The following is a 7736-nucleotide window of genomic DNA, read 5'->3' on the forward strand; positions in this document are numbered from 1 at the left end:
GTCCTTCTTGCTTGCCGGAAGAAGTTTTGAAAGAGTGCGCGGCAGAAATGCTTGATTACAATGGAAGCGGCCAGTCGGTCATGGAAATGAGCCACCGCTCAAAGGATTACGAGCCGATTATTGAAGACGCTGAGGCGATGGTCCGAAAGCTGATGAACGTTCCTGAAAATTACAAGGTTCTTTTTGTTCAGGGCGGAGGCTCGACACAGTTTGCGATGGTCGCAGAAAACTTGGGAATTCACCACAAGAAAGCAGCTTACATTGAGACTGGCGTTTGGGCAAAAAAAGCCGCGGCAGAGGCGAAAAAGCTCGGTGTTGAAGTTGACATTATCGCGTCTTCAAAAGACAAAAATTATTCTTATATTCCGCGCGTTGAAAAAGTTTCAGGCGATTACGACTACGTTTACATCTGCATGAACAACACAATTATGGGAACTCATTACGAGTATCTTCCTGACACAGGCGATATTCCGCTCGTTGCTGATATTTCTTCATGCGTTTTGTCTGAGCCGCTCGATGTCTCAAAATTCGGGCTTTTGTTCGCAGGCGCGCAGAAAAACTTGGCTCCGGCCGGAGTTACGCTTGTGATTATCCGCGAGGACTTGATTACGGAAACTCCGCTCGCTGGAACTCCGACAATGCTCACTTATAAAACACACGCTGACAACGGCTCAATGTTCAACACTCCGCCTTGCTACACAATCTACGTTTTGGACAAAGTTCTCCACTGGATTGAAAAAAACGGCGGCGCGAAAGGAATGTTGAAGCGCAACAAGGAAAAGGCTGATTATCTTTACGACTTCCTTGACAATTCCGACTTCTACCACGCAACGACAGAAAAAGGCAGCCGCTCGCTCATGAACGTGCCGTTTCTCACAAAATATTCAACTGGCGCAACAGACGAGGCAAGCCTTGCAAAGGAAAAGGAAATCAACGACAAGTTTGTAAAGGAAGCGAAAGCCGCTGGTCTCGTGAACTTGAAGGGACACCGCTTGGTCGGCGGAATGAGAGCTTCAATTTACAACGCGATGTCTATTGACGGCGTTAAAGCCCTTGTTGAGTTTATGAAAAAATTCGCGAAAGAGAACGCGTAAGAACGCATAAAAAATTGACTAAAAGATTTTGCGTAATAAAATCGAATCCGTGCGGCAAAGTTCCGGGTTCGTCTTTTTCAAATCGCAAAATCAAAATTTTGGAGAAATAAGATGTTCAAAATTCAGACTTTAAATAAAATCAGCGCGGTCGGACTTGATAATTTTCCTCGCGACAGTTACGAAGTTGCTTCCGAGCTTGGAAATCCAGATGCGATTCTCGTCCGCTCGGCAGATATGCACGAAATGGTCTTGTCTGCAAACACAAAGGCTGTTGCCCGTGCTGGAGCCGGAACAAACAATATTCCTTGCAAGGAGCTTGCTGAGAAAGGCGTTGTTGTTTTCAACACTCCTGGAGCAAACGCAAACGCTGTAAAAGAGCTTGTTATTCTCGCGATTCTGCTTTCAAGCCGCCCTGTAATCAACGCGAACAAATGGGTAAACACGGAGCTTAAAGGAAAAGGAGACGAGATTGCGACTTTGGCAGAAAAAGGCAAGTCAAAATTTGTCGGACCAGAGCTTAAAGGAAAAACTCTCGGCGTAATCGGTCTTGGCGCAATCGGAGCGCAGGTCGCAAACACTGCAATCGCTTTGGGAATGAACGTTATTGGCTACGATCCGTTTCTTTCTGTAAAGGCCGCTCTTTCGCTCGACCATAATGTGAAAATCGTTGAGACTCTCGACGGAATTTACACAAAGGCTGACTATATCACAATCCACGTTCCTCAGACTGACGAGACAAAAGGAATGATTAACGCTTCTTCTTTGAAAATCATGAAAGACGGAGTCAGAATAATAAACCTTGCGCGCGGCGGACTTGTGAACAACGCTGACTTGCTTGCCGCTGTGAATTCTGGAAAAGTTGCCGCGCACGTTACAGATTTTGCCGATGAAAGCTTCTTGAACAACGACAAAATCGTCTGCCTCCCTCACTTGGGAGCTTCAACTCCAGAGGCGGAGGAAAACTGCGCGGTTATGGCTGTAAAAGAGCTTCGCGACTTCCTCGAGACTGGAATTATCGTAAATTCTGTGAACTTTCCGCGCGTTACAAGCGAGTCTGCAATTCCTGCCGGCGGAACTCGGCTTTGCATTCCGCACAAGAATGTACCTGGCATGATTGCGAAATTCACGACAATCCTGGGAGACGCAAAACTCAACGTTGCCGGAATCGTTGACCAGAGCCGCGGCGACATTGCCTACGCGATGATTGATGTTGACGGAAAAGTCGGAGACGACACTCTCAAAGCGCTCGGAGACTGCGAGGCTGTAATCAGCGTTCGCCCGATTTACGCATAGTTTTTAAGCCGATTAATCACAAACCGGAAAATTCCTTTGCATAAACAGGAATTTTCCGGTTAAAAATCCTTTCACAATTCTATTCTTGGCTAAATTTTTCTTACGAGATTTCTAAACTGCACAAAAACCTAAAAAAATATACTTTCCTTTTTGAAGAAATTTGCTTACTTTTAAATTAACAAAAGCAATCTAATTTTATTGAAAACTGGAGGAAGATATGGAAATCACACTCACAAAAGGCAATTTCGAAGACGAAGTATTAAAATCAGAAAGTCCTGTTCTTGTTGACTTTTGGGCAAGCTGGTGCGGTCCGTGCAAAATGCTTGCTCCGACAATTGCGCAGATTGCAGAAGAATACAGTGGAAAAATAAAAGTCGGCAAAGTAAATGTTGACGAAGAAGAAACTCTTTCCCGCGAATACGGAATCGTAAGCATTCCGACAGTAATTCTCTTTAAAAACGGAAAACCAGAAAAAACTTCAATCGGCCTTGTTCCAAAAGAAACACTGGTTTCAATGCTCGGCTAAAACACTGTAAAAAAACATTCGCTTAACTATGGCAATAAAACTAAAAAAATTGCCACAGTTAAAACTCAATTTATAAATCAAACAAATTTGCATAAAAATCGATTTTTATGCAAACAAGGTAAAAAAAAGTATTTGCATTGACCTAGGATTTTTTTTATAAGAATATTCGTACAAAAAGACGTATTTTTTCCCAAACTTCGAGTTTTATAGTTTTATGTCATTATCGGAACTGTTCCCTTGTCATTATCGAAACTACTTCTTGTCATTATCGGACTTGCCCCGATAATCTATTGAAACTTTACAACAGTTATTCCGGTCGCAGCACGGGAATGACACTTAAATGACTGTTCTTTTCAAAATTCGACATTTAGGGTATTTTTTTATTTTACGAGGTGCTTTATGAAAAAAATTATCAACCCACTTGTATTTATTGCAGGAATTTCGGCCTTTTTTGCATTTTTCTCAGGATGCGCTTCAAACAAGACCGAAAACAATTCAGCTCAAGAACAAAAACAAAACCTTAAAGGACAGACACTTTATTCAATTCCAGGCGAAAAGCCTGAAACAAACGGATTTTTTGATTGCGGAGATTTTTCTTTTCCAAACACAAAAATCATTTTGATTGACGACAAAACTTATCCAAAATCAGACAAAAAAACAGACGCCTTTATCGCGGCAATTCAAAAAGAAGGCAAAAAGCTCATCGTAATCGACGGCGACATCGACCTGAGCTACGGAAAAGTCTCTGATTCAGACCACAGCTACTTTGACGAATTTGAAGCCGACGGAAAAAGAAAACACGCCGACCTTATTTACAAACTTACATCAGACACGGCAATCGTCGGAAAACAGAACGCCCGCTTAAAGTTCGGCGGTCTTTTGATTAAAAACGTAAACAACATAATAATCCGCAATATTGAATTTTACGACGCCCACGGCTCAACAGAAATCGACACAAAGGTCGACAAAAATTCAAAGGCAAGCATAGATTCACTCAATATCGAAAACGCAAACAATGTCTGGGTTGACCACTGCACTTTCAGCGACGGAAAATGCGTAGACCTTGTAAGAAATTTCAACCACGACGGACTTCTGGACATTAAAAAAGGAAAATGCATAACCGTTTCTTACTGCGAATTTTTCAACCACGACAAAGTAATGCTGATTCGTCCAGGCGACAAGTTTTCAAATCCGGAAGAATGTGAAGTAACGCTTCATCACAACTACTTCCACAATTCAATTCAGCGCATGCCAAGAAGCCGCGGAGTAAACGCGCACATCTACAACAATTATTTTGACAACATCGGCACAAACGAAAACAAAGGAAGCAGCCTCGGACCAGGAATCGGCTCAATGTATGTCGTAGAAAACAATTTTTTCGGAAAACACGCGCAGACAGCCGTAAAATACTACGACAAGTCCGAAAAAACAGACCCTACATTCTCAAAATTCTACCAAAGCGGAAACATTCCTCAGCTCAACGCCTCAAATTGCGCCTACGACAAAGTAGACAAGACAAACGATTTTGAGGCGCACCTGACTTCAGAAAAACCATTTGCAATAAATTACAACTACAGCCTGGACGAAACATCTTCTCTCAACGAAGCGACAGTAAAAAAGGCAGGCGCCGGAAACATAATGAAATTTGAAAGATAAATTTTATACGGACGGCTTTTTGCATTGCAAAAATCAGGCTATCCGGGGTTCCGCTATCGCTTCATTCCTTCGGAACGGCTAACCGCCGCCCCTCCTATCCTTGCCGCAAGGCAAGGACGTGCGCTTTTAGCGCACAATTCAATCGACGAGTTTTGTGCAAAACAAAACTCGCAGCATACCGCAAGGTATGCAAGCATCCATTGCCGCAAGGCAAGGGCGTGCGCTTTTAGCGTTCGTATCCTGTAAAAAGACAAAAAAACACTATTCATAGCGTTTTAACATAAAGTTATTAGGAATAATTACTAATAAGTAATTTTATTCTGTTGCACTTTTTTGTCAAATCCACTATAGTCTTAACTAACAGAAACAGTCGCAGTTTTTTATAAAAATTGCGAATTATATACAAATTTGCTTGAATAAATACGAGCCCTGTAAAAACTGTTTTTGAAACATCAAAAAAAGGAAAATTCGACTTACGGAGTTTCCGCAGGCTTAGCAGACCAGTCTTGAATTCAAGACCGATTTTGCGCGTTTTTTTCCATTTTTGTAAAGTTTTCCTGTCATTACGCAGGTTTACTTCAACTTGTTTCAAATTCTTTTGCATGCGTGCTCCGTTTTTTCAAGAAAGGAGAACTTTTATGGCAGAAGCATGGAACGGTTTCAAAGGACGCCTTTGGAAAGAAGAAGTAAACGTTCGCGACTTTATCCAGAACAACTACACACCTTATGACGGCGATGAAAAATTCCTCGCAGGTCCTACAGAAGGTACAAACAAGCTCTTTGCAAAATTGCAGGAACTTCAGAAGGCAGAACACAACAAAAAAGCTGTAGGTCTTGACGGAAAAGAAAGAACTGGCGTTCTCGACATGGACACAGACATCGTTACAGGTCTTACAGCTCACAAACCTGGCTATATTGATCCAGAATTGAAAGATCTTGAACAGGTTGTCGGTCTTCAGACAGACAAGCCTCTCAAAAGAGCATTCATGCCTTACGGTGGAATCAAAATGGCAGAAGAGTCATGCGAAATGTACGGCTACACTCCAAACCCAGAACTCCACAAAATTTTTACTGAATATCACAAAACTCACTCAGACGCTGTATTCCAGGTTTACACACCAGAAATCCGCGCGGTTCGCCGTTCACACATCTTGACAGGTTTGCCTGACACATACGGACGCGGACGCATCGTTGGAGACTACCGCCGTGTAGCTCTTTATGGTATCGACTACCTCATCAAATGCAAGGAAGCTGACAAAGCAAACATTGGCGACGGAACAATGACTGAGGAAGTTATCCGCCTCAAGGAAGAAGTTGCTGATCAGATTAAGGCTCTCAAAGGTCTTAAAGAAATGGCAGCTCTCTACGGCTTTGATATTTCTAAGCCAGCTACAACAGCAAAAGAAGCTGTTCAGTGGCTGTACTTCGGTTACCTCGGAGCAATCAAGACACAGAACGGTGCTGCAATGTCAATCGGACGTGTTTCAACATTCCTCGACATTTACATCAACCGCGACCTCGAAGCAGGCTTAATCACAGAATCTCAGGCACAGGAACTTGTTGACCACTTCGTAATGAAGGCACGCATGGTTCGCTTTGCACGTATCGAGTCTTACAACAACCTCTTCTCTGGCGATCCAGTTTGGGCAACACTCGAAGTCGGCGGACTCGGACAGGACGGACGCTCAATGGTTACAAAGAACGACTTCCGCTTCCTCCATACTCTCGAGAACATGGGACCGGCTCCAGAGCCAAACATGACAGTTCTCTACTCAAAGAGACTGCCTGAGAACTTCCGCCGCTACGCTGCAAAGATTTCTATCGACACATCTTCAATCCAGTACGAGAACGACGATGTAATGCGCCCAGTTTGGGGAGATGACTACTCAATCTGCTGTTGTGTATCTGCAACTCAGACAGGTAAAGAAATGCAGTTCTTCGGAGCACGCGCTAACCTCGCAAAAGCACTTCTTTACGCTATCAACGGTGGACGCGACGAGCCTGATGGACTTACACCAGGTGTTCAGGTTGGACCTGCTTATCAGCCAATCACTGCTGATGTTCTCGACGCTTCTAACTACAAAGAAGTTGTTGCAAAATACAAGCAGATGCTCGAATGGCTTGCTGGAATCTATGTAAACTCATTGAACGCAATCCACTACATGCACGACAAATACTACTACGAAGCTGAAGAGCTTGCTCTCGAAGACACAAACCTCAAGAGAACATTCGCTACAGGTATCGCAGGATTCTCACACGTTGTAGACTCACTTTCTGCTATCAAATATGCAAAAGTTAAGGTTGTCCGCGGCGATGTTGAAATCAAAGACAAGAAAACAGGCGCTGTAAAAGAAGTTGTTAAGGGATTGGCAAAAGACTTTATCGTTGAGGGCGACTTCCCACGCTACGGTCAGGACGATGACCGCGCAGACGCAATCGCTGTTCAGTTGCTCAAAGATTTCATGACAATGATCAGAAAGCACCCGACATACCGCAATGCAGAACCAACAACATCAATCCTTACAATCACTTCAAACGTTGTATACGGAAAAGCTACAGGTGCTCTTCCAGATGGACGCAAGGCACACGAGCCATTCTCACCGGGAGCTAACCCAAGCTACGGCGCAGAGACAAAGGGCTTGATTAAGTCTTTGAACTCAGTTGCTAAGCTTCCATACGAATACGCTTTGGACGGAATTTCTAACACACAGACAATCAACCCAAGCGCGCTCGGACACAACGAGGAAGAAAGAATCGACAACCTTGTAAACGTTCTTGACGGATACTTTGATTGCGGTCCAGATTCAGGACACGCTGGCTCACACCACCTCAATGTAAACGTATTCGGAGTTGAAAAACTCAAGGACTGCCAGGCTCACCCAGAGAAGCCAGAATATGCAAACTTCACAGTTCGCGTTTCTGGATACGCAGTTCGCTTCATCAACCTTACAAAAGAGCAGCAGGACGATGTTATCGCTCGTACTTGCCACGCTTCTCTGTAATCTAAAATGTTGAATTAGCGACAAAAAAGCCGCTCCAGTTTTATAACTGGAGCGGCTTTTTTATTTTTATTCAATTTCGCAAAATTCATAAATAACTAGCATTGGCAAAAGAACCAAGCGCAACCCCTTCTTCTTATAGTTTTGATATACTTTCAGACAGAACAT

The 7736-nt window shown here is 43.4% G+C and carries 5 protein-coding genes; all 5 read left to right on the forward strand.

Annotation, left to right across the window (positions count from 1 at the left end):
- Positions 1-1094, forward strand: a 1094-nt coding sequence (serC, locus tag B4N75_RS02680; protein ID WP_296706541.1) for a 3-phosphoserine/phosphohydroxythreonine transaminase, incomplete at its 5' end; no start/stop codon positions are given.
- A 111-nt stretch (positions 1095-1205) separates the two neighbouring features.
- Positions 1206-2387, forward strand: coding sequence for a 3-phosphoglycerate dehydrogenase family protein (locus B4N75_RS02685; RefSeq protein WP_296706543.1), 1182 nt, complete (start codon positions 1206-1208; stop codon positions 2385-2387).
- A gap of 217 nt (positions 2388-2604) precedes the next feature.
- A complete protein-coding gene (gene trxA, locus B4N75_RS02690; RefSeq protein WP_296023311.1) occupies positions 2605-2913 on the forward strand; it encodes a thioredoxin in 309 nt (102 codons plus the stop codon).
- Positions 2914-3312: 399 nt separating this feature from the next.
- The gene (locus B4N75_RS02695; RefSeq protein WP_296706544.1) at positions 3313-4569 is read left to right on the forward strand and encodes a pectate lyase family protein; all 1257 of its coding nucleotides are present in this window, start codon (positions 3313-3315) and stop codon (positions 4567-4569) included.
- A gap of 638 nt (positions 4570-5207) precedes the next feature.
- The gene (pflB, locus tag B4N75_RS02700; RefSeq protein WP_296691899.1) at positions 5208-7571 is read left to right on the forward strand and encodes a formate C-acetyltransferase; all 2364 of its coding nucleotides are present in this window, start codon (positions 5208-5210) and stop codon (positions 7569-7571) included.
- Positions 7572-7736: the final 165 nt, after the last annotated feature.

It is taken from the genome of Treponema sp. UBA7570, from assembly GCA_002477955.1.
Lineage (GTDB): Bacteria > Spirochaetota > Spirochaetia > Treponematales > Treponemataceae > Treponema_D.